The organism is Pseudochrobactrum algeriensis (assembly GCF_018436245.1).
GTDB classification, from domain to species: domain Bacteria; phylum Pseudomonadota; class Alphaproteobacteria; order Rhizobiales; family Rhizobiaceae; genus Pseudochrobactrum; species Pseudochrobactrum saccharolyticum.
Genome location: NZ_CP075361.1, coordinates 2,478,568 through 2,499,257, shown reverse-complemented (window position 1 = coordinate 2,499,257; position 20,690 = coordinate 2,478,568). Strand labels below are relative to the sequence as shown.

At 49.2% G+C, this 20,690-nt stretch carries 21 protein-coding genes and 1 tRNA gene; 12 read left to right on the top strand and 10 right to left on the bottom strand.

Annotated features, from left to right (window positions below; genetic code table 11):
* Nucleotides 1–644 precede the first annotated feature (644 nt).
* From KHQ09_RS13620 to KHQ09_RS13585, 8 genes are all read left to right on the top strand, one after another.
* Complete coding sequence (locus KHQ09_RS13620; RefSeq protein WP_022709675.1) at nucleotides 645–1,718, top strand: extracellular solute-binding protein; 1,074 nt, start codon at nucleotides 645–647, stop codon at nucleotides 1,716–1,718.
* A gap of 94 nt (nucleotides 1,719–1,812) precedes the next feature.
* Nucleotides 1,813–2,898 carry an ABC transporter ATP-binding protein gene (locus KHQ09_RS13615; protein ID WP_213598774.1) on the top strand — a complete coding sequence of 362 codons (1,086 nt, stop codon included), beginning with the start codon at nucleotides 1,813–1,815 and terminating at the stop codon, nucleotides 2,896–2,898.
* Nucleotides 2,895–3,782: an ABC transporter permease gene (locus KHQ09_RS13610; protein ID WP_213598772.1), complete on the top strand. Its 888-nt coding sequence runs from the start codon at nucleotides 2,895–2,897 to the stop codon at nucleotides 3,780–3,782. The genes KHQ09_RS13615 and KHQ09_RS13610 overlap by 4 nt, the downstream gene beginning before the upstream one ends.
* 17 nt (nucleotides 3,783–3,799) lie before the next feature.
* The gene (locus tag KHQ09_RS13605) at nucleotides 3,800–4,609 is read left to right on the top strand and encodes an ABC transporter permease (RefSeq protein ID WP_022709678.1); all 810 of its coding nucleotides are present in this window, start codon (nucleotides 3,800–3,802) and stop codon (nucleotides 4,607–4,609) included.
* Nucleotides 4,610–4,653: 44 nt separating this feature from the next.
* On the top strand, nucleotides 4,654–5,388 hold the full coding sequence (locus tag KHQ09_RS13600) for an HpcH/HpaI aldolase family protein (RefSeq protein WP_213630853.1): 735 nt from the start codon (nucleotides 4,654–4,656) through the stop codon (nucleotides 5,386–5,388).
* 34 nt (nucleotides 5,389–5,422) lie between these two features.
* Nucleotides 5,423–6,265, top strand: a complete 843-nt coding sequence (locus tag KHQ09_RS13595; protein WP_213600016.1) for a carbon-nitrogen hydrolase family protein — start codon at nucleotides 5,423–5,425, stop codon at nucleotides 6,263–6,265.
* Nucleotides 6,266–6,277: 12 nt separating this feature from the next.
* Nucleotides 6,278–6,943: an RraA family protein gene (locus KHQ09_RS13590; protein WP_213598770.1), complete on the top strand. Its 666-nt coding sequence runs from the start codon at nucleotides 6,278–6,280 to the stop codon at nucleotides 6,941–6,943.
* Between the two features lie 132 nt (nucleotides 6,944–7,075).
* The gene (locus KHQ09_RS13585) at nucleotides 7,076–8,008 is read left to right on the top strand and encodes a LysR family transcriptional regulator (RefSeq protein ID WP_213598768.1); all 933 of its coding nucleotides are present in this window, start codon (nucleotides 7,076–7,078) and stop codon (nucleotides 8,006–8,008) included.
* A 107-nt stretch (nucleotides 8,009–8,115) separates the two neighbouring features.
* Here the strand turns inward: KHQ09_RS13585 and KHQ09_RS13580 are convergent, their stop codons facing one another.
* From KHQ09_RS13580 to KHQ09_RS13555, 6 genes are all read right to left on the bottom strand, one after another.
* A complete protein-coding gene (locus KHQ09_RS13580; RefSeq protein ID WP_022709683.1) occupies nucleotides 8,116–8,775 on the bottom strand; it encodes an RraA family protein in 660 nt (219 codons plus the stop codon).
* Between the two features lie 28 nt (nucleotides 8,776–8,803).
* Complete coding sequence (locus tag KHQ09_RS13575) at nucleotides 8,804–9,826, bottom strand: C-terminal binding protein (protein WP_213598766.1); 1,023 nt, start codon at nucleotides 9,824–9,826, stop codon at nucleotides 8,804–8,806.
* A 20-nt stretch (nucleotides 9,827–9,846) separates the two neighbouring features.
* Nucleotides 9,847–10,596, bottom strand: coding sequence for an amino acid ABC transporter ATP-binding protein (locus KHQ09_RS13570; RefSeq protein ID WP_272491708.1), 750 nt, complete (start codon nucleotides 10,594–10,596; stop codon nucleotides 9,847–9,849).
* 1 nt (nucleotide 10,597) lies between these two features.
* Nucleotides 10,598–11,398 carry an ABC transporter permease subunit gene (locus KHQ09_RS13565; RefSeq protein ID WP_213598764.1) on the bottom strand — a complete coding sequence of 267 codons (801 nt, stop codon included), beginning with the start codon at nucleotides 11,396–11,398 and terminating at the stop codon, nucleotides 10,598–10,600.
* The gene (locus KHQ09_RS13560) at nucleotides 11,395–12,120 is read right to left on the bottom strand and encodes an amino acid ABC transporter permease (RefSeq protein ID WP_213598762.1); all 726 of its coding nucleotides are present in this window, start codon (nucleotides 12,118–12,120) and stop codon (nucleotides 11,395–11,397) included. Before KHQ09_RS13560 ends, KHQ09_RS13565 begins: the two co-directional genes overlap by 4 nt.
* Before the next feature lie 86 nt (nucleotides 12,121–12,206).
* Nucleotides 12,207–13,040 (bottom strand): transporter substrate-binding domain-containing protein, encoded by an 834-nt coding sequence (locus KHQ09_RS13555; protein ID WP_213598760.1) that lies wholly within the window; start codon nucleotides 13,038–13,040, stop codon nucleotides 12,207–12,209.
* 151 nt (nucleotides 13,041–13,191) lie between these two features.
* Here KHQ09_RS13555 and KHQ09_RS13550 point away from each other — a divergent pair, with 151 nt between their 5' ends.
* The gene (locus tag KHQ09_RS13550) at nucleotides 13,192–14,082 is read left to right on the top strand and encodes a LysR substrate-binding domain-containing protein (protein WP_213598758.1); all 891 of its coding nucleotides are present in this window, start codon (nucleotides 13,192–13,194) and stop codon (nucleotides 14,080–14,082) included.
* A gap of 132 nt (nucleotides 14,083–14,214) precedes the next feature.
* Here KHQ09_RS13550 and KHQ09_RS13545 read toward each other — a convergent pair.
* Nucleotides 14,215–14,289: transfer RNA gene (locus KHQ09_RS13545), tRNA-Val, on the bottom strand.
* 118 nt (nucleotides 14,290–14,407) lie between these two features.
* On the bottom strand, nucleotides 14,408–14,770 hold the full coding sequence (gene cpdR, locus KHQ09_RS13540; RefSeq protein WP_022709690.1) for a cell cycle two-component system response regulator CpdR: 363 nt from the start codon (nucleotides 14,768–14,770) through the stop codon (nucleotides 14,408–14,410).
* A 427-nt stretch (nucleotides 14,771–15,197) separates the two neighbouring features.
* On the opposite strand from cpdR, the gene KHQ09_RS13535 reads away from it, so the two are divergent.
* Together KHQ09_RS13535 and hisN are read left to right on the top strand one after the other, a co-directional pair.
* Nucleotides 15,198–16,106, top strand: a complete 909-nt coding sequence (locus tag KHQ09_RS13535; protein WP_213598756.1) for an N-formylglutamate amidohydrolase — start codon at nucleotides 15,198–15,200, stop codon at nucleotides 16,104–16,106.
* A gap of 306 nt (nucleotides 16,107–16,412) precedes the next feature.
* On the top strand, nucleotides 16,413–17,204 hold the full coding sequence (hisN, locus tag KHQ09_RS13530; RefSeq protein ID WP_420801483.1) for a histidinol-phosphatase: 792 nt from the start codon (nucleotides 16,413–16,415) through the stop codon (nucleotides 17,202–17,204).
* 10 nt (nucleotides 17,205–17,214) lie between these two features.
* On the opposite strand, the gene KHQ09_RS13525 is transcribed toward hisN, so the two are convergent.
* Entirely contained in the window at nucleotides 17,215–18,204 is a 990-nt protein-coding gene (locus KHQ09_RS13525; protein WP_213598752.1) for an alpha/beta fold hydrolase, read from the bottom strand.
* A gap of 251 nt (nucleotides 18,205–18,455) precedes the next feature.
* Here KHQ09_RS13525 and KHQ09_RS13520 point away from each other — a divergent pair, with 251 nt between their 5' ends.
* Nucleotides 18,456–18,947, top strand: a complete 492-nt coding sequence (locus KHQ09_RS13520) for an Hsp20 family protein (RefSeq protein ID WP_022709694.1) — start codon at nucleotides 18,456–18,458, stop codon at nucleotides 18,945–18,947.
* A 55-nt stretch (nucleotides 18,948–19,002) separates the two neighbouring features.
* Here KHQ09_RS13520 and KHQ09_RS13515 read toward each other — a convergent pair whose 3' ends face one another.
* Nucleotides 19,003–20,055, bottom strand: a complete 1,053-nt coding sequence (locus KHQ09_RS13515; RefSeq protein WP_213598750.1) for a threonine aldolase family protein — start codon at nucleotides 20,053–20,055, stop codon at nucleotides 19,003–19,005.
* Between the last annotated feature and the right edge of the window lie 635 nt (nucleotides 20,056–20,690).

Sequence of the window (20,690 nt, the reverse complement as noted above, 5' to 3'; positions counted from 1 at the left end):
TGTCACTTTAAAAATCTGTTTTAATCATAAAAATGCGTATTATTTTAAGTTTATTGAAAAAATATGATCTATTCTGTTTTTTACCTAGATAAATTGAAGGTGAAAATGAATCTTTATTAGACGCTACATAATGTAACGCTACAGATATGGTGCTGTATTTAAAGGTGATTTGGGGAGGCAGGTTGCGGTAGTGATTGCTCGCCGGATGTGGCATTCATTCCTTAGATTTCAGCACGAATAATCCTGTTGCTAAAGGTTATCAGATTAGCACATGAAGCAGTAAAATTTATTTTTCGTGATGAATAGCTGTTGACGGACAGACCAGTGCCCTTTTGCCTCTTTAATGATCAGTAGAAGAGGTGGAAGCCTTGCTCCAAGGAAGTGAGAAAAGCTCAAGCCTGAGCGTGCGAGTGCTTGATTGTGCCATTGAGGTATCACGAGACATCATGGATGATCATTGGCCAATCTATTTGCGTTTGGAGTGTTATATAAATTTGCGGCCAGGATGGATGCTGACAGGCAAAAAACATAATGCTGACAAACGTAAGCAGCATGCATAAACCAAAATCGAACAGCCGGTAAGAATAAGTCGTTGGACGATAAGCCTGATGTTTTGCACCTTTGAAAAAACAAAGGGGAAGAACATGAAGCAATCTCAATATCAGGCATCCCGTATTTTGATTTTGGCAGCTGCCGCTGCCCTGACGGGGGTGGCACTGCCAGCGATGGCTGCAGATATTACCGTGATGGGCTATCGCGGTGCATTTCAGGATAATTATATTCAGGCTGTTATCGAGCCATTCCAGAAAGAACATCCGGATATTAAAGTGACCTATTACGGTGTGCAGAATGCTGCGACATCACTTGGTAATATGCGCGCTCAAAAATCCTCTCCTCAAACCGATGCAGTTATTTATGATCTTTCCGTTGCTAAAATCGCCAGTGATGAAGGGCTGGTCGAAGACCTAAATACTGCTGCTCTGAGCAATTACGCCGATCTGGCAGATATTGGCAGAGAGCTTGCTGGTAAAGCCATTCCGATTACATTCGATACATTGTCACTGATCTATAATCACGATGCTTTTCCGGAAGGGCCAACCAGTTGGGAAGCGCTGTGGGATAAAAAACAAAATGGCAAAGTCATTATCGCCGCGCAGGGTGGCGGTGATATTCAGGCTATTTTGCTAACAATCATCACCAACCGGCTCGCCGGTGAAACTGACTATGTAAAAACCATCAAACCTGCTGTGGCAAAGCTTATAGAATTGGCGCCATTGGTTCAGACATGGGAGCCAAAACCTGACGCCTATACATTGGTGGCGAATGGCACCGCGAACCTGTCTATTGGTTATAATGCCCGTGCGCAGTTTTATTATGATCAGACCGGCGGTAAGCTACGTTCTGTAGGGCCTTCCGAGGGTACAGCAGCGCAGATTAATGTGATCAGTGCGATTGCCAACGGTAAAAATCAGGACGCAACCAAGACTTTCATAAATTATGCACTCAGCCCTGAGGCACAGGCGCGCTTTGCCAAGATGATGTTCTATGCACCGACCAATACCAAAGCCGAAGTTGATGAGGCCACACGCGCCCGCATCCCGATGATGAATTCTGAACAGCGTGACAAACTCATTCCCGTGGACTGGATGACGATCGGCGATATCCGCGGCAAAATTCTGGATCCGTGGCGTCGCCAGATCATCCCTGCCGGCCGCTGATTTTCAGCGCACAGATTTCCATTTCTTATGACTGCAAAACCGCTCTGCCTGATCTTTATCAGGCGGAACGGCACAGAATAATTCGGGTTCTGACATGACGACAGACAATACATTTCTGCAACTCAAAGCCGTCTCAAAACTCTATGGTCTCAACTATAAGGCCGTTGATGATCTGCATCTTGATTTGCCCAAAGGCAAACTTCTCGGGCTTTTGGGGCCATCCGGTTGTGGCAAGACTACAACTCTACGCATGATTGCCGGATTATTGCCGATTACAGACGGCAATATTTATATCAATGGCGAGGATATCTCCCGCAAACCAGCACATCAGCGAGACATTGGTCTGGTGTTTCAGAATTATGCGCTGTTTCCACACATGACAGTGGCAGAGAATGTGGCTTTCGGGCTGGATATGCGCCGCGTGCCTAAACATGAAGCGCAGGCACGGGTTGAGGAAGCGCTGGAAATGGTGCGTTTGCCCGGTTATGGCCCGCGTAAACCGAAAGATATGTCAGGCGGCCAGCAACAACGCGTTGCACTTGCCCGTGCTTTGGTGATCCGGCCACGCATTTTGCTGCTTGATGAACCGCTCTCCAACCTTGATGCGAAATTGCGCGATGATATGCGCATTGAAATCCGCGAAATCCAGCAACGTATGAATATCACAACTGTTTTTGTGACCCATGATCAGGTGGAAGCGCTCACTATGTGTGATGTGGTCGGTGTGATGCATAATGGCAAACTGGCACAGCTTGGCACACCGGAAGAAATTTATGAGCGTCCGTCCTCATTGTTTGTTGCGGAATTTGTCGGACGCGCCAATGTGCATATTTGCCAGATCATCGCAGAGAATACCTGCCGTCTGGGAGACAATGTCTATCGCTGTAACACTCATGGCGCGACTTCCGGTGAGGGGCAGATTGCGATCCGTCCGCATCGTATCAGCCTGACGCCTAACCGTGACCAGTCGCTGATCAGCGTGACCACCAATAGCGCCCGCGGTAAGGTCGCGCGGATTACCTATATCGGCGACATTGTTCAATATGAAATCGAGATTAACGGCGGCTGCCTGAAGGTCGAAGTGCCGACCACCAGTGGTGGTCATGGTTTCCAGCTGGGTGATAAGCTGCTGTGCGAGTGGAAGCCGGAAGATATGCTGGTTTTCGGAGGCAAGCAATGACTGCACTTGCCTCTGCATCCAATAATCTTGCGAAGCCGAAGCGCGGCTGGTTTCCTCTGATTGCCGTCGGGCTTTTACTGCCGATGGCATTAATTAATCTGATCGCATTTATTGTGCCGGTAGCCAATCTTGCGCAAATTTCCTTTCTGGAAAGCCGTAGCGGCGGGGTTCTGACCGACAATTACACGCTGGAGAATTATCTCAGCTTCTTCACTGACAGTTTCAACTGGGAGCTGATTTTCAACTCTTTGTGGATCAGCACATTGATTACAGTCATGACACTGGTCTGTGCTTATCCGATTGCCCTGTTTCTTCATCGTGTATCACCGGTATGGCGTAACTTATTGTTTGTTATCACCGTTTCACCACTGCTGGTGAGTAGTGTGGTGCGAACTTATGGCTGGATGGTGCTGCTCGGTGATCAGGGGCTGATCAATGGTATGCTGATGAGTACCGGTCTGATTTCAGAACCGTTTCGTCTGGTCAATAATACGCTTGGCGTTTTCATCGGTATGGTGGAAATCCTTATCCCGTATATGGCGCTGTCATTAATTGCCGGTTTTGGCCGTCTGAATGTGACATTGGAAGAGGCTGCCGCTTCACTCGGAGCCAATAGCTTCACCCGTTTTCGCCGTGTGATTTTCCCGCTGACTTTGCCCGGTGTAGCACTGGGTTGTCTGCTCTGCTTTGTGCTGGCCATCAGCTCTTTCATCACACCGAAACTACTTGGCGGTGGTCGTGTCTTCATGCTCGCAACCGAGATTTATGATCAGGCGGTTATCCAGCTTGAATGGCCGCGTGCGGCAGCAACATCCGTCATCGTTCTCATCATCTTTGGACTGGCTTTGGTCGTGTATTCACGCATTGCCCGCCGCATCGATTAACCGGCAGGGGAAATCTCATGATTGGTACTATGAAACTGCCGTTTAAAATTCTGGTTGCAGCACTTTACCTGTTTTTGCTTGCACCTATTCTGGTGGTGATCCCGCTGTCTTTCAGCAATGATAATTACCTGACCTTTCCACCGCAAAGCTGGGGTGTGCGGTGGTATGGTGAAATGCTGCATCACGAGGCGCTGATAAATGCTTTGTGGATCAGCCTTGGCGTTGCCAGCGTCGTGACTGTTCTGTCGCTGATAGCCGGTATTCCTGCAGCTTATGCGATCCGTCGCTATGAGTTCCGCGGGCGGGAATTGTTGCTCAATATTTTTACTGCGCCGTTGCTGCTGCCGTCAATCGTGCTGGGTCTGGCCATTCTGCTGGTCTTTGTAAGAATGCAGCTGCTCGGTACATTTACAGGGCTTGTTATCGCGCATCTGATCGTGACCACACCCTATGTGATCCGCATTATGATCACAGCTTTCTCAACCCTGCCGCCCTCCGTTGAAGAAGCTGCGACCATGCTGGGTGCCACACCATTCACAGTGTTCCGCCGCATTACCTTACCGCTGATGATGCCGGGTCTGGTGGCCAGTGCTGCCCTGTCATTCCTGTTGTCTTTTGACGAGGTAGTGATCTCGCTGTTCATCACAGGACCGCGTCTGACCACCTTGCCGGTCGAGATTTTCAACTATGTGGAAAGCCGCACTGATCCGATGACCGCTGCGATTTCTGTGGTGCTGATTATCGCAACTTTGCTGATCATTTTCCTGATTGAACGCACACTCGGCCTGTCCCGAACCATCGGCAAGTCTTCTGAAAATACCAAATAACCGCATTCGCATTGCATGAATGAAGAGACGAGGAGGTCTCGAAAATGGAAAATATCGCCCTTTGGATGTCGCAGCCGCATTTCGGATATCTTGAGATAGCTAAAACCTGCGGTTTCACATCTTTCGTGCTGGAATTGGAGCACGGTACATTTGACTTGGGCACGCTTGATCAGTTTCTGGCCTTCACCAAAGCGCAAGGCCTGCCGACACTGACCAAGGTACTGGCACCGACCACAGAAGCTATTCAGCAGGTGCTCGATTTTGGCACAGATGGTGTGATTGTTCCGCATATTCTGGGTGTGGAGCATGCCAGAGAGGTCACCAAAGCAGCGAAATATCCGCTGACCGGTACGCGTTCTTATGCCGGTGGCCGCGTGTTCGGCTATAGCCGTCCGGCATCTGATGCCTTCGAAAAAGAGAATAAGCGAACCAAATGCTACGCCATGATCGAAACGGCTGAAAGCCTTGCTGATGTCGAAGAGATCATCGCGCTGGATACGGTCGATGGCCTCTTCCCGGGGCCCTCTGATCTGGCACTTGCCCGTGGTCGCGGTGCTTATGAATTCAATGATGCGGACAAAGCTGATCTGCGCCGTTGCGCCAAAGCTGCCCGTGATGCGGGCAAGCCATGGATTATGCCTGCATGGACAGAAGCCGAGCGCCGTTTTGCCTTGGATGAAGGCGCATCAATGTTGGTTGTTGCCACACAAAATATGACTCTGCGTCAGGGCATGATGACCACTGTCAATGCACTTAAAAAAGAAGCGCTTATCGCCTGATTTTATTTCTATTCAATGAGCTTGGAGGAGCATGATGAAAGTAAGTTTGATCCAGACCAATCCGCAGGCTGATAAAGCCGCCAATCTGGCCGCAACCCGTAAACTGATGGAAGATGCAGTGCGTACGGATGCGCCTGATCTGATCGTTCTGCCGGAATATTTTGAATATTACGGCGGCAGTCCTGAGGGCAAGCTGAATGAGGCTGAAACCGCACCCAATGGCGCGGCCTATAAAATGGCGCAGGATTTTGCCCGTGAGCATAAAGTTTTTGTCCATGCTGGTACGATCATGGAGAAAGTTGAAGGCGAAGCACGGATTTATAATTCGACATTTGTCTTTGACCGCTCGGGCAAAGAAGTCGCCCATTATCGCAAAATTCATATGTTCGATATCGTGGCACCGGATGGCACAGCCTATAAAGAATCCGCAACGGTGAAACCGGGTGAAGATGTTGTGGTCTATGATCTCGACGGTTTCAAAGTCGGTTGTGCCATTTGCTACGATATCCGGTTCGCTGAACTATATCTTGAGCTGGAAAAGGCCGGTGTTGATATCATCATTCTGCCAGCGGCTTTCACACTGCAAACGGGCAAAGACCATTGGGAAGTATTGGCGCGCGCCCGTGCCATTGAAACCCAGACTTATTTTGTCGCCTGCGGACAGACCGGCGCAGTGGTGAGCGGCGGTGAGAAACGCCATACATACGGACATTCTCTGGTCTGTGATCCTTGGGGGCATGTCGTTGCCCGCGCATCAGACGGTGTGGGTTTTGTCACCGCCAGAATTGATCGTGAGCAGATCAACCGCGTTCGCGCCTTAATTCCGATGGTGCAGCACCGCCGGTTAGGCAAACGTCACGAAGCCTGTGCAGTGTAAGGAAATCTCATCATGTATGTTATTAATGCGATGCCTGAACAGGTGGAGCAGGCTGATCTGGATTTGCTGTCCGGTGTGGAAACGGCAACTGTCGGTCACTGGCGTTTCTTTGGTTTTATGAACCATTCCATTCAACCGCTGCTGCCAAAGCGCCGGATTGTCGGCACTGCCGTCACCATTGCCATTCCGGGGCCGGATTCAACTTTGTTGCATCATATCACCGGTATGCTGCGTCCGGGTGATGTACTGGTGGTCGACCGTATGGGAGATGACCGCTATGCCTGCTGGGGTGGGGGAGTAACCATTGCGGCTAAAGCTGCCGGTGCGGTGGCTGGTATTGTCGACGGGCCGTGCACTGATCTGACCGAGATTGAGGATTCCGACTTCCCGATGTGGGCACGCGGTATTTCGCCAATCACCACCCGTCTTTACGATCTGGGCGGCGGGATCAATATTCCGGTTTCCTGTGGCGGCGTGGTCGTCAATCCGGGTGATGCCATTCTTGCTGATGAAAGCGGTGTGCTTGTGCTGCCCCGTGGCGAAGTCAACGAAGTTGCAACCAAAGCGCTGGCTATTCAGGAACGCGGGAAAGAGCGTGAGGCTTCCGTCAAAACCGGCCTGAAACTCGGCGAAGTTTCAGGCGCTTCCGACAAAGTCAAAGCGCGTATGGCGGTATAAAAATCTGAACCGGAGCGGCGCGGCCATTCAGTTTCATAGTCGGTCGCTCCGGTTATTTCTCAGTAGGATCATATTAAAAAATAAGACATAAGAATTCAGTCACATAATATGCGGAGGGGAGACTGCATATCGATGAATATCCGGTTTCTTGAGACGGTGATCTGGCTTTCGGAATTGCGCAATTTCCGGATCACTGCGGCGCGCATGAACATGACACCGGCCGCAATTTCCAATCGCATTGGTGCAATCGAGCAAGAACTCGGCTTTCGATTATTTGAGCGTGATGCCCGTGACGTCAGCCTGACAGCCGAAGGGGAGGTGTTTGTTGAGGGGGCACGGGATATTGTGCTGCGCTATCACAACCTTGTTGAAAGCGTTAGCCCAAAAAACAGTGTCGAAGGACAGCTTAAACTCGGTATTGTTCCGAGCCTGGCAATGACAATTTTGCCTGATGTTTTAGATATTCTACGTCAGCGTTATCCTAAAATCAGAATTTCAATTACCACAGATTCCTCCAAAATCCTGACACAACAACTTGAGCAGCGTGAGTTGGATATTGTGTTTGCAATACGCCCCGAGACAGCGGCAACACTGCGCAGCGTTAACATCTGCACATTCGGCATGTTTTGGATCAGCCGGACACCTGACGTTCTTATTAGTCCCGAAGATTTGTTCTCACGTGAAGATTTGCTGAACTACCCGATCATTTCCTATGAACGAGGGGCACATAATCATCAGCAAATCATCAATTATTTTTCAGAAGATCGTATTAAAGATGCAACGGTGCATTATTCCAATTCTCTGACTACAACTATCAATATGATCTCTGCGGGTGTTGGTATTTCGGTTCTTCCGCCGGTTGTTATCCAAAAAGAACTGCGGCAGGGAGAGCTGAAAGTTCTCAATACAAATACAATGTTTCCCGCTACCAATTATAGTGCGATGTATCTGGAGGCATCGGCAACACGATTAATTGCGTTGGTTGCAACAATTGCCCGCGAAGCAGGGCGCAACTTATGTAATCAGTACAGTGATAATCTCGCTTATCAAGAAATTGCACCGTAATTCCAATATATTTCTTATTTTTGTTGGAACTGACATGGATAATACATGTGAATATTTAATGTCAGTTCCAAAAATTATTGATATTACATATTTTGAAAATAATATTGTTACCTTGATGCAGAAGTTTGCATCTTGAACATTTGCTGGATCGTCTGTCCGCTTCGTATGCCGTCGAGCCAAGCTTTTTCTTTTTCGATGTGCTCTTGTGCGGCTGCGAGTATTTCTTCCGCTCGTTCCAAGGGGACAATCACCACGCCGTCATCATTGCCAAGCACAATATCTCCGGGGTGAACAACGGCGCCGGCCATTGAAATAGCACCGTCAATGATGCCGCCAAAGCCATGATGCGGACCACGGGGGACAATCGCTTTACAGAACATGTTGAATTGCAGTTGCCGAACTTCTTCAACATCGCGGATAGCGCCGAAAACGACTGCACCGCCAAGTTTCCGGTGGGCTGCTTCTGCCGTCATGATCCCGCCCCATACCGCAGTATCTTCTACGCCACCGGCATCAACCACAATGACTTCACCGGCTTCTGCCACACCGATCAGTTCACAAATACTGCCGCAATCTCCCGCCATAGCAGTAACGGTTCGCGCCTGACCGCAGAGTGTGATGCCCGTTGAGACGGGTTTGATCGCAGCGCTCATTGCCTGCGTCCGGTTCAGGCAGTCGGAAGCGACTGCAGGCGGGATGGTGCGCCATGCATCAAGAGCAGCACTAGACAGTTTTTGAAACGGGGCGTTTACTTTTTGAAATGCCATTGTGGCACACTCCTCGGCACACTGTATGTCAGTGGTTGTATTGTTCCCAACCGGGATTGACGTTGTTGCGGACTTTGTTGCGCAGAAGAAAATCCAGCATAATTTCAGCTGAGAATGTGCGCATGTCGACATAGCCGGCTTCAGAATAAAAAGCCGCATGGGGCGATACAATGAACCGTCCTGCAATCCACGCTTCATCATTGCGCCATGCTTCAAGCAAGGCGGGAGAAGGGGATGGTGGTTCAACCGGCAGAACATCGAGTCCGACAGCGGCTAGGCGTCCGCTCTGCAATGCGCGGTAAAGCGCATCAATATCCACCAGACCGCCGCGCGCAATATTGATGAAAACAGCATTGTCTCGGAATTGTGCCAGCAGAGTGTCATTGATCATGGAACGGGTTTCAGCAGATAATGGTACATGCAGGCTGACAATGTCAGATGTCGATACCAGTTCTTCCAGCGTTTGCTTGCGCTCAAAGCCGATACCCAGTTCATGCCCTTCAGGCAGATAGGGATCGTAATAGGCAATTTTCATATCAAAGGCCGCAGCACGCCTTGCGATTGCAGTGCCGATACGGCCGAGACCAATGGCACCGAATGTCAATCCGCGCAGCCGCCGTACAACAGGGGCGCCTTCTGCGACAAATCCTTTGACTGGATCAGCTTTAAGGCGTTTCTCATAGGTGCCGAGACCGCGTGTCAGATAAAGCAGCATGGCAATGGCATGATCTGCCACTTCTGTTGTGCCGTAATTCGGAACATTCGATACAGCAATACCGGCTTTACGGCAGGCATCGACATCCACATTGTCAAAGCCCACACCAACGCGGACAATAAGCTTGCAATTGTCCAGCAGGGCAACTGTTTGCGGGGCAATGCGCATACGGTGCCAGACCAGAATACCGTCGCATTCCCGCCAATGCTGTTCCGGAATGGCAGAAGGATCAGTCTCGTCATAAATCAGATATTCAAACCGGTCACCGGAAACGGCACTTTCAATTGCCAAATCGCGCAGATGCGCATCCGGTACCAGAATTTTGTAAGTCTGCATAAATTCCTCCCGAGAATTAATCAGAGAACTTTGGACAGGAAAGATTTGAGACGCGGGTCACGCGGCTGGCTGAAGAATGTTGACGGTTCGCCACGCTCGACCATGATGCCGCCATCGGTGAAAAACACCTGATCGGCCACTTCCTGCGCAAAACGCATTTCGTGGGTCACAAGCACGCAGGTCATTCCTTCAGCTGCCAGATCGCGGATGACATTAAGGACTTCCTGCACCATTTCCGGATCAAGAGCGGCCGTTACTTCATCGAACAAGATGATTTCCGGCTGCATTGCCAATGCCCGCGCAATGGCTACACGCTGCTGCTGCCCGCCGGACAATTCTCCCGGATAGGCATTTTCTTTGCCTGATAGCTGAACTTTGGCGAGAAGCCTGACCGCGCGCTCCCGCACTTCCTGTGCATTGTGTTTCAGCACTTGTATGGGGGCCATCATAATATTCTGCAGAACTGTCTTATGCGGAAACAGATTATATTGCTGAAACACCATTGAAACCTGATGACGCAACGGAACCAGCTCTTTTTCAGAGCGCAGTTTCTCAACCTGAAAATTGCCGACACGGATGCTGCCGTGGTTGACTGGGACAAGGCCGTTCAGGCAACGTAAAAGTGTGGACTTCCCTGAACCGGAAGGGCCAATGATACAGGCAACATCACCCTTCTGAATATCCATTGAAATGCCCTTCAGGACCGCAACAGAACCATAGTTCTTATAGATGTCAGTGACTTTGATGATTGGTGTGGAGGATGTGGTCATGTCATTTGCCTTTAATCAGGCGGCGCTCAAGAGCACGCGTCCAGGTCGCCAACGGATAGGCGAAGAGAAAAAATAGCAGGAGAATGTAGAGGTAAATTGCCGTCGCATATTCATCGCCGTCACTGGCAATGACTGTTTTGCCAATGGAGAGAACATCTGATGTGCCGGTAACAACCACAAGGCTCGTACCGATAAACAGCATTGCATAGGTCGTCATCAGGTTGGGCAGCATCATTGGCAGTGCCTGAGGCAGAATAATGGAGCGCAAAATCTGACCGCGGCGATAACCAAGGGCACGGGCAGATTCCCACTGGCCATCCGGCACTGCACGGATTCCGTTCCGGAAACCTTCCGCAACATAGGCGGTAACGGGCAGGGACAAACCTATGACAGCCTTGAGGAATGGTGACACAAAGATGCTGGCGCCGAAAAACGTCATACGAAACGGCAGCAGATAAAGCATTGCGTAGAGCACAACCAGCCAGGGTGAAGAACGCAACAGATTCATGATCAATATGGCAGCGGTTCTGACCGCCCGATTAGGCGATACCATCGCGCCGCCAAGGAAAAACCCTGCCACGAGAGCGATCATCATCGAAAAAATGCTGATAATCACATTTGCGGAGAAGCCGCCGCCAAAACCGGTGAAGCCGGCGCTACCGGTGAGTAGCTGTGATGAGCGTTCGATAAGAACGCCGATAGCAGCACCGCTTGCCTGTCCGTAACTTATAAACAGAATGGCCAGCAGCGTGATGATAACCCCGAAAAAACCAAGAATAGCGGAGATTGTATCTTTGTTCATTGTACTTCTCCTGCACCAAATCCCGGAATTGCAAAGGCTTTTGCGATTTGTTTGGCAAGCAGAACGACAAGGGTAGTTATGGCTAGATAGGTCAGCCAAAGCACGATCATCACTTCGAGGTTGAGAAAGGTTTCCAGTGCAATCTGCGTGGAGAAAAACATAATATCAGTCACAGCAACGAGGGCTGCTTGTGCCGATGTCTTAATCAGGCTCACAACATTGCTGGTCATATTGGGAATGGTCATGCGCAGTGCAATCGGCAGTTCAATCCAGCGAAAAATCTGCAGCCGGCTATAGCCCATGCTCCGGCCGCCTTCGACTGTCTGGCGGGGTACGGAATTGATGCCTGAACGTATAATCTCAATAGCAATTGATCCATTATACAAGGCCAGTGAAATGACCACACAGGCAAAACCGGATAAGAGAGGCACCCGTTCTCCTGTCGTTGCATCTGTATAGGTCATGCCTAAATCAGACAGCATGAAATACAGAAAAAATAACTGCACCAGAGGCGGCGTGTTTCTGAATAAGTCGATCATGATAATCGTCAGAGATCGGGCAACCGGGACATTAAAATGAATGATCGCTGCTCCGGCAATGCCGATAATCAGCATTAATATTGTGCCCAGAGCAGTGATTGCGAGCGTGGTTTTTAAGCCCTCAAACAACCAGCTCTGATAGAGCGGATCTGCCAGCCATTCAAAATCGAGACCGAATATCATGAATTATTTCCGATGAATTTACCGGTTATCAGCTTGGCTACACAGATATGTTCGCGAGTGATAACCGGTTTTGTTCTCAGTGCAGATCAATGACCGGCAGCTTTGGCGTCTGCCGCGCGTTTGGTCACGTATTCGCTGGAACCCATATCGTAGGTTTCTTCTGCTTTAACGAGCAGACCTGCTGATTCTGCGGAGAGAATGGCTTTGTTGACCTCTTCCAGAAAGCGTGGTTCATTTTTACGTACGCCGCCCGCAATCGGAATGTAATCAAATGTATCCAGCGCGATTTTGTATTTCGCACCCCATTCAGGATCTGACAATTTTTGCTGGAGGATAGGGCCATCAAAGGCAACGGCGCTGCAGCGGCCGTTCTGAAATGCCTTGAACATGTCCGCGGTACCGGTGAGCAGAACAGTTTGTGCGCCGTAAGTTCCGGTCAGGGTCCGATTGTAAAGATTGCCTTGCATGCCGCAGAGTTTCTGCCCGCGCACATCTTCCCATTTGGCGATTGTGCTTTCTTTGGGAGCTAGCAGTACAATGCCCGCCATATTGTAATATTCTTCGGTAAAATCGATAACTTTTGCGCGCTCTTTATTAACACCGAGCGTTGCCAAAATCAGGTCAATACGGCCGGCATTTAAAAGCTCGATACGGTTGGAAGCCACCACCGGCACGAGTTCAATTTCTGTTTCAGAACCGACAATCTTTCCGGCGACATATTTCGCCAGATCGATTTCAAAGCCTTTCAATTCATCCTCTTTGGTTAAAAATCCGAAAGGCACATAATCGTTCTTAATGCCGACGATTAACTTCCCTCTGGCTTTTACGTCATCGAGCTGATCTGCTTGAGCTGCCATGCACAATGCCAGTCCGGAAAGAACAGTTGTCAATGAAAGTTTGGCAAGTAAGTTAGCACGCATAAAAATCCCCTTTTGGTATGTGCATTTTCATTATTGGCACCACAAAATCGGATGACCACGAAATGCTTTCTTCAAAGCCTATCGACAATATCATATAATTAATAATACTATTTTCTAAGATAATTATAAGAAAATCTAATAAGGAGGAGCGGTGTATATCAGGCAGCTTGAGGCGTTTAAAGCCGTTATGTCGATGGGGAGTGTCAGCAGAGCGGCAGAACTGCTGTGCATTTCTCAGCCAGCAGTCAGTCAGCTGATCAATCAGCTGGAATTTTATTGCGGCTTTTCCCTTTTTGAACGCAAAGGAAAGCGTTTACACCCGACCAGAGAGGCCGAAGCGCTGCTGGTAGAGGTTGAAGCAATGTTTGCCGGCGTAAACCGCGTTTCGCGTGTTGCCACAGCTTTGAGAGAACAGAAATGGGGAGCGCTTACATTCGGTGCCTTTCCGGCAATCGCTCGCCGTGTCCTGCCTGAAATTGTTGCAGATTATGCTGCTGAAAGACCCAATATAGTTTTTCATTTGCAGAGCATGCGCTCACGCAGTCTGATTGATGCTGTTGCAAGCCATCAGCTGGATTTCGGGATCAGTTTTATTCCGGGGGACAGGGATGAGATTGAAAGCATACCGCTGCAGACGTTAAAAGCGGTATGCATTTTGCCGGTCGGGCACCCATTATCAGAAAAACAAAGCATCAAAGCACAGGATCTTGCCGGTCAGCCTTTTGTATCTTTGGGACCACAGGATCAGTCACGTATGCTGATTGATAAAATTTTTGATGATTTACAGATACCGCGCAAAATGCAGATTGAGACAGGTCAGTCAGAGACTGCCTGTTCATTTGTGGCTTTGGGGGCGGGCGTCTCTGTGGTTGACCCGATCAGTGCAGCCGGTTATCGGGATGGTGAGCTGGTTGTCAAAAAATTTGAGCCTGAGATTAAGTTTAATATCTGGTTGATACGTCCGCGTATGCAGGTTCAATCCAGTGTGCTTGATAATTTTATCCAGTTTATGAGTGACAGCCTGTCTGCTTCAACTCTATAAAAAAAGTGCATCTCACAGCTGTTATGGAAAGGTGCAGTAAATGCCCCTAATCTGTAATTTGTTGGAAAAAATGAGTGCAATTGTAGTTTAGCTTGATGCATGAAATACAAAAGTAAAATCAATGAATTCGGATGGTGGGCGTAACAGGGATTGAACCTGTGACCCCTACAATGTCAATGTAGTGCTCTCCCGCTGAGCTATACGCCCATCCGATGACGCGCATACACCATATTGGTTCGCGCGCGTCAATGCCCTTTTGAAGAATAAAGAGAAAAAACTTTGTTTTACCTGTTGTTTTTCAACAGGCTTATCCCGATACCTGAAATCAGGCTGCCAGCAACATTTTCTCGATCTCATTCACGAGATCACGCAGGTGAAACGGCTTGGACAATACCTTGGCTTCACGCGGTGCGTTTGAATCAGGATTGAGGGCAACGGCAGCAAAACCGGTGATGAACATGACTTTGAGGTCAGGATCAATTTCGGTTGCACGGCGTGCCAGTTCAATTCCGTCCATTTCAGGCATAACAATATCCGTCAGCAGCAAAGAGAAAGGCTCTTCGCGCAGACGCTCATAGGCGCTGGCTCCATTGTCGAAATGGGTGACATGATAACCGGCTTTTTCCAGTGCTTTCACCAGAAAACGGCGCATATCATTATCATCTTCAGCAAGCAGAATTCTTTTCATTGGTCCGTCCGAATGTCTGTACGCTTTTTATCTGCGTGTCCCCAGCATGATATTGCGGTGACAAAATGGCAAGAAAAGCGATTCAATCTGATCCTATAAGACGCTGCTTTGGTAAATATCGGATGAATCATTCCCATTAATCTGCCCCGTCTCTGCGACCGGCAGGGCAAAAGTGTTTTGTTGCCTATGCATATTGACAGGCAAGAACGACGTTAAAAATACCATATAGGGCAGTTCAAGAAAATACCATGTGTCATGGTATGAAATTGTTCTTAAATAATAAACTGAATGCCTGCTGCCGGTATTTCTGACAAAATATGACAATTCCGGCTTTGCTTTTCCGGATTATCAGTTAGGCTTGAGAAATGAACCGGCTATCCGGCCAAATAATCCGGGCATATGCCCTTGCAGTATATGAAAGCGAAGAATGAGCCTGCAACGGGATTTTCAGACAATCACTCCTTTTGAAGTCTGTGCTCCGGCGCAACAGCGCATCCCGTTCGTTTTTAATTCGCCGCATAGCGGCAATTATTATCCGCCGGCATTTCTGCAGCAATCCCGTCTCAGCCCCCATGATATCCGTCAGTCGGAAGACTGCTATGTGGATGAATTATTCGCCATGGCTGTGCCGCTGGGCGCGCCATTGTTGCGTGCGCATTTCCCGCGCGCCTATCTGGATGTGAATCGTGAACCCTATGAGCTCGACCCGAAAATGTTTAACGAGCCTGTGCCGTCTTATGCGAATATCAGGTCGACACGGGTTGCAGGCGGCTTAGGCACAATCGCTAAAATCGTTGGCGAAGGTCAGGATATTTATAAATCCAGACTGCCATTATGTGAGGCGCTCGACCGGATCGAAACCATCTATAAGCCATATCATCATGTGCTCGGACAGTTGCTGAGCGATACGCGGGCGCAGTTTGGCTATGCTGTTCTGGTGGATTGCCACTCGATGCCAAGCGGAATGGATCTGGCTGATAATGCCGGTCAGAACGGGATTGCAGGGCGGCCGGATTTCATTATCGGTGACCGTTTCGGACGGTCCTGTTCGGATGCCTTGTCATGGGCGGCAATCGAGCTGTTGCAAAATATGGGCTATAATGTTGCGCATAATAAGCCTTATGCCGGTGGTTATATTACCGAGCATTACGGACGCCCGCATCGTGATTTACATGCTTTGCAGATTGAAGTGAACCGCGCACTCTATGTCGATGAAAACAGCCTTGAGCACTTGCCGTCATTTGCGGGGCTTTGCCGTGATCTGACGCAATTTATGGCAGATCTGACGGCCTTGCCGGATTATGTGTTTTTGCAGAAACCGCAGGCCGCAGAATGAAAAATACATAAAAAAAGACCGCACAAAAGTGCGGTCCAAAATCTAGGGAGGAAACGCCCTTGCGGGCGAAAACAGACATATTGTCCGTTAACTATTTTATTTTGCCGGTGAGTTACGGTCAATTCGGAATTCGGAAAAATCAGACATTTTTATGAAAATTCTGAATTTTCTGAAGTTACAATCAAATTAACTTATTGATATATTTCATCAAAATACTTTGGCTAAAAGCTATGGCTCAAGCATTTTGATGAGAGATATCGCCGAAATTTCGTCGAAATGCTAAAATCCTGCTGTGAAATGGAGTGAATTTTCGTGGTGAATTCGTCGTTTTTGAAAGAGGTTGCACAGGCAGCGTCTGAACAAACCCTGCCGCGATTCCGGCAAAAAATCGCAATCGATAATAAATATACTGTCGGTTTTGATCCGGTAACCGAAGCGGATCGCGAGGCTGAAAAAGCCATTCGCAAAGTGATCAATCAGCATTTTCCCGATCACGGAATTCTGGGCGAAGAATTTGGCGGCGAAAATCTCGACAGCAGCCATATCTGGGTAATTGATCCGATTGACGGCACCCGTGCTTTTATTTCCGGACTGCCGGTTTGGGGTACGTTGGTCGGCCTGATGGTTGATGGCGATGCCCGTATCGGCATGATGTCTCAGCCTTTCACCAATGAGCTGTTTTATGCGCTGGGCGATGGTGCGTTCTGGAGCGGGCCGGAATATGCAGGCAATGGCGGGCATGTGCAGCTGAAAACCCGCCAGACAACAGATTTGTCGGAAGCAACTGTTTTCACAACGTCACCGGCTTTGTTCAAAGACAAGCAGCGCGAGGCGTTTGATCGTCTGGAAGCGCAGGTGCGTTTGTCGCGTTATGGTGTGGATTGCTATGCCTATGCAATGCTGGCTTCCGGTTTTGCCGATCTGGTGATTGAAAGCGGTTTGCAGCCTTATGATGTTATGGGCTTAATTCCGGTGATTGAACAGGCGGGCGGTGTCATCACGCAGGCCGATGGCGGGCCTGCGGAGAAGGGGGGCTATATTGTTGCTGCTTCTTCAGCAGCTCTGCATGAACAGGCTCTGAAACTACTGAACGCCTGACTATAGCGACCTATGCTTCAATCAGCGCCGGTTCAGTATTTTGTTCCGGCGCGTTTGATCCTGGTATGAATGCATCAAACGCTGCCCAGACCTGCTCCCGATAGAAATCGCTTTCTTGCAATAATTCATGTCGCGCACCGTCAATGGTAATCAGAGACGCACTGCGTAATTTTTCAGCAAGGCGCATTGCTGCCTTACCATCGACAACACGGTCGGCACCGGGAACGATAAACAGCGTCGGAATCGCAAAATTCTCGTAAAACTGCGTATTATTGATACTGTGAATGGCATTGAGTGTTTGCGCCAGCCAGCGGATTGTCGGCCCTGCGACACCCAGTTGCGGGTAGTCGCGGGTGATTGCGGCATTGCGCAGATAGCGGGTTTGATCATGTGTAAGTGGGTTGCCGTCAAAACTCTCCGGCGGCAGTTGCAAAGGGACTTTACCAGCATAGCGGCTGCCAAAACCGGATGATGCCAGCAATGTGGCAAGCGGCCTAAGCTGACGGTCTGAAAAGATGCTGCGCGCCAGCCCGAGAAAAGGGGAAACCAGCACCATGCGGCGGATACGCGATTGCAGCATTTCGTGAGATTGTAACGCGATTAATGCGCCGGTTGAATGTGCCAGAATATAATAGGGCGGCGGGCAGTCCGGCATGATGATGGTCTTGAGAAAAATCTCAAAATCACTGCGGTAATCGGAAAATTTGCGGACATAGCCACGCGCGGCATCTTTGAGAATGCGAAAAGAACCGCCCTGACCACGCCAGTCCATTGTCGCAACACAAAAACCGCGCCGGTTCAGATCGCTGATCGTTTCATAATATTTTTCAAAGGCTTCATTGCGCCCGTGGAGCAAAATGACAGTGCCGTTGCGCGGTGTATCTTCCGCATAGGGACAAATAGCATAGCGCAATTCAAACCCGTCGGCAGACTGAAAATAGCCTGCCTGCAATCCTGCGGGTGCCTTGTTATTTTCTGTCTCAAAAAACGGATTTGTCATTGCTGCTACTCTTGTCATTGCGTGCCGGTGACGCTTCGATGCTTCTTATATGGTCTGCATATAGCGGGATCATGGCGGGCGGAAGACAAATTGTAAATGCCGGAATTGCCCCCTTGAAATATGTTTTCTGTAATACCAGATCATTGGTGTAGCCGCCTGATAAGGGGCTGCGCAAACGAGAAAGGCTCGCCGATAACGGGAGTTTTTCAGACAGTCTTTTAACGCAACGTCGCTCTGAAGGAGGGCATTTTATGCGTCATTTTGATTTTTCTCCGCTTTACCGTTCAACCGTTGGTTTCGACCGTTTGTTCACGATGCTGGACAGTCTCGGCCAGCCGGAAAGTGCGCAGGCTTATCCGCCTTATAATATCGAGCGCACCGGTGAAAGCTCCTACCGTATTACCATGGCTGTGGCCGGTTTCGATCAGAATGAGATTGAAATTGAAGCGCACCGCAATCAGCTGACCATCAAAGGCACCAAGATTGCCGATGAAGCGGACAGTGAAAAAGAATTTCTCTATCGCGGGATTGCATCGCGTGCGTTTGAACGCCGCTTCCATCTGGCCGACCATGTTGAGGTCGCCGGTGCGAGCCTGAAAAACGGCCTTCTGCATATTGATCTCAAGCGTGAGATTCCGGAAGAACTGAAGCCACGCAAGATTAATGTGACGAGCGTTTCGGGCGATACTTCGCAAAGCATTGATGCCAAAACCGTTGATGCAAAGGCGATCAGCAGCAACTAAATTGCTTATAGACTGAATGAAGAAAGGGCAGGAAATTTCCTGCCCTTTTTGTTTGTTATAACGCTTTGATCAGGCTGACGAATTTATCTGTCTCAGCTTCCGTAGTGGCGAAGCTGGTAACAAGACGAATGAAAGTTTCGTCCTCAGCAATAGGATCAGCGCTGTGTGGCGGGTTCCAGTCATAGAATACTGCGCCCTGTGCCAGTAGTTTTTCACTGTCTGATTTTTTAAGAATGGCGAAAATCTCATTGGCCTGCGGCTGCCATGCCAGCTTCACTTTGTCGGAAGTTTTGATGGCATCTGCCATTCTGGTGGTCATGGCATTGGAATGACGGGCAAGATTGAGCCACAGGTCATCTTTGAGATAAGCATCAAACTGTGCAGCAATGAAACGGGTTTTTGAGAATAGCTGCGCCGCGCGTTTGCGAATGAAAGGCAGGTCTTTCGCCTGTTGCGGGTTCATGAACACCAGAGCTTCCGCACACCAGCAACCGTTTTTGGTGCCGCCGAAAGAGACGATATCAACACCCTGTTTCCATGTCATTTCTGCCGGTGTAACACCCAGCGTCACCAGAGCATTGGCAAAGCGTGCGCCATCGAGATGCAGCGGGAGATCATGTTCACGGCAGATCGCAGAAATCGTTGCGATTTCATCAAGCGAATATAGCGTGCCGATTTCAGTAGCCTGCGTGATCGTCACAGCCATTGGCTGACCGGCATGGATAAAGGCAGGATTGAAGCGTTTCAGTTCCTTGCGCAGATTTGCCGGATCCATTTTGCCCAGAGCGCCGTCTACCGGATGCAGGCGGGCGCCGCCTGTGAAATATTCCGGTGCGCCGCATTCATCTTCGATCACATGGGCTTCACGATGGCAAAGCGATACACCGCCCGGACGGTTAACGCTGGCCAGCGCCAGAGAATTGGCGGCTGTACCTGTGCCGACAAAATAAACCGCAACTTCACGCTCGAATAATTCATTGAAGCGCTGCTCGACTTTTTTGTCGATCTCACTGGCACCATAGGAAGCAGCAAAACCACCGGCATGAGCAGTAATATTGGCATTGATATCAGGATGGGCACCGGCCCAGTTATCGGAAGCGAAGAACATCAAGAGCTCCGTATGCATCAGGACTAAGAACTAAACTGCAAATCGTTTAGAGGGTGCAGTTTAATGTGATGCGTGTTTATAGCTGGTTTTTTCTGACACACGAATGAAACCTGATATCAAGTTTCGGTGTGGTCACATTGACGCAGTTTTCCTGATTTGCGTCTGGTGCTGCCAGCTAAATCCTTGTTTTTTCATATGATGAAATTGATTGCGCAATAAAATTACAAAAAATCGATTTAAAATTGAATATTTCGTGCTTGTAGAGCAGAAAATATTCTGCAATAAAATGATAGGGCAGCAATGCTGACCTATTGAGTGAAGTTCGATCTAAGGAAAATCCGGCGAATTTTGCTGCAATTCATGCTATGATTTTATCTGTTTTCCGCAATGGCAATCAAAGCAGCCGTTGCGATAACCGGTGAAAGCATTCCGTACATGCGCACGCCATTGCGTGCTTAGTAACAAGGGAGGCCGGTCAATGATTAATCTGATGTATTATGCTGCCTGCTTCCTTTGGTGCGCTGCACGGACAGGCATTTTCACAAGCTCATTTAACAATTCTGCTGTTTCAGCTCCGGTCTTTATCCCGTCCGGAGGACGGGTTGGTGCCGCACGCCTGAGCCGGCACATGGCCC

Bases quoted from the DNA above. Each gene is read 5' to 3' on its own strand.
- KHQ09_RS13575 (WP_213598766.1), bottom strand. From the start codon at position 9,826: ATGCAGACTTACAAAATTCTGGTACCGGATGCGCATCTGCGCGATTTG.
- KHQ09_RS13520 (WP_022709694.1), top strand. From the start codon at position 18,456: ATGCGTCATTTTGATTTTTCTCCGCTTTACCGTTCAACCGTTGGTTTC.
- KHQ09_RS13560 (WP_213598762.1), bottom strand. From the start codon at position 12,120: ATGATATTCGGTCTCGATTTTGAATGGCTGGCAGATCCGCTCTATCAG.
- KHQ09_RS13565 (WP_213598764.1), bottom strand. From the start codon at position 11,398: ATGAACAAAGATACAATCTCCGCTATTCTTGGTTTTTTCGGGGTTATC.
- KHQ09_RS13620 (WP_022709675.1), top strand. From the start codon at position 645: ATGAAGCAATCTCAATATCAGGCATCCCGTATTTTGATTTTGGCAGCT.
- KHQ09_RS13615 (WP_213598774.1), top strand. From the start codon at position 1,813: ATGACGACAGACAATACATTTCTGCAACTCAAAGCCGTCTCAAAACTC.
- KHQ09_RS13595 (WP_213600016.1), top strand. From the start codon at position 5,423: ATGAAAGTAAGTTTGATCCAGACCAATCCGCAGGCTGATAAAGCCGCC.
- KHQ09_RS13515 (WP_213598750.1), bottom strand. From the start codon at position 20,055: ATGTTCTTCGCTTCCGATAACTGGGCCGGTGCCCATCCTGATATCAAT.
- KHQ09_RS13590 (WP_213598770.1), top strand. From the start codon at position 6,278: ATGTATGTTATTAATGCGATGCCTGAACAGGTGGAGCAGGCTGATCTG.
- KHQ09_RS13605 (WP_022709678.1), top strand. From the start codon at position 3,800: ATGATTGGTACTATGAAACTGCCGTTTAAAATTCTGGTTGCAGCACTT.
- cpdR (WP_022709690.1), bottom strand. From the start codon at position 14,770: ATGAAAAGAATTCTGCTTGCTGAAGATGATAATGATATGCGCCGTTTT.
- KHQ09_RS13570 (WP_272491708.1), bottom strand. From the start codon at position 10,596: ATGACCACATCCTCCACACCAATCATCAAAGTCACTGACATCTATAAG.
- KHQ09_RS13600 (WP_213630853.1), top strand. From the start codon at position 4,654: ATGGAAAATATCGCCCTTTGGATGTCGCAGCCGCATTTCGGATATCTT.
- KHQ09_RS13610 (WP_213598772.1), top strand. From the start codon at position 2,895: ATGACTGCACTTGCCTCTGCATCCAATAATCTTGCGAAGCCGAAGCGC.
- KHQ09_RS13535 (WP_213598756.1), top strand. From the start codon at position 15,198: ATGAGCCTGCAACGGGATTTTCAGACAATCACTCCTTTTGAAGTCTGT.
- KHQ09_RS13580 (WP_022709683.1), bottom strand. From the start codon at position 8,775: ATGGCATTTCAAAAAGTAAACGCCCCGTTTCAAAAACTGTCTAGTGCT.
- KHQ09_RS13525 (WP_213598752.1), bottom strand. From the start codon at position 18,204: ATGACAAATCCGTTTTTTGAGACAGAAAATAACAAGGCACCCGCAGGA.
- KHQ09_RS13585 (WP_213598768.1), top strand. From the start codon at position 7,076: ATGAATATCCGGTTTCTTGAGACGGTGATCTGGCTTTCGGAATTGCGC.
- KHQ09_RS13555 (WP_213598760.1), bottom strand. From the start codon at position 13,040: ATGCGTGCTAACTTACTTGCCAAACTTTCATTGACAACTGTTCTTTCC.